This is a genomic window from Vibrio sp. OPT46 (genome assembly GCF_015163535.1).
GTDB lineage: Bacteria > Pseudomonadota > Gammaproteobacteria > Enterobacterales > Vibrionaceae > Vibrio > Vibrio alginolyticus.
On record NZ_JADDYG010000856.1, the window covers coordinates 29,585 to 30,245 of the forward strand.

The window sequence follows — 661 nt, forward strand, 5'->3', positions numbered from 1 at the left end:
CCCTTGCTGCTCGTCTGGTACTAGCGTTTTAATCGCGCTCTTAGCACTCATTTTGTTCAGATCTTTGGCAATCCCCGACAGAGCTTGCGCTGCCATCACCCAAGGAATGGTCAGCCATGCATTTGGTACTGCGAGCATCAACAACGCAAACACTTGCATCGCTAAACCAATGTTCATGGTTTTATTAAGGCCTAACCTTGCGCCCAGCCAACCACCAACTAGGTTTGTCACCACACCAAAAAATTCATAGAAAAGGAACAGTGAGGCAATAGCTAACGTGGAATAACCTAAGTCATGAAAATAGAGCACCACCAGCATACGCAGTGCGCCATCGGTCACCGTAAAGTTCCAATAGTTAAACGTCACTAACATGTACTGACGAATACTTTTGCTTAATTGAGAAATCATATTGACCTCATATGTACAGCGATAGAAGCATTTAGATCATCATGTTCTAAATACTTCCTAACCTGTACAGCAACATTGACCAATACAATGTTGCTGTGATTTTCAAAAAATGCCCCAACATCAATAAAAAGCAAAATACAACTTAAAAACAATGCATTAGTTAATATTAATGGCTTTTTTTGTAAACAGTCGTATCCTGAAGAAGCTCGAATTTAGCTTTTGGATCATAATGAACCAAAAGCTATTTAAGCTG

Annotated in this window: 1 protein-coding gene; it reads right to left on the reverse strand. The window is 40.1% G+C overall.

Annotated features, from left to right (window positions below; genetic code table 11):
- The coding region (locus IQR33_RS34905) for an MFS transporter (RefSeq protein ID WP_228014225.1) at positions 1 to 408 on the reverse strand (408 nt) is incomplete at its 3' end.
- Between the last annotated feature and the right edge of the window lie 253 nt (positions 409 to 661).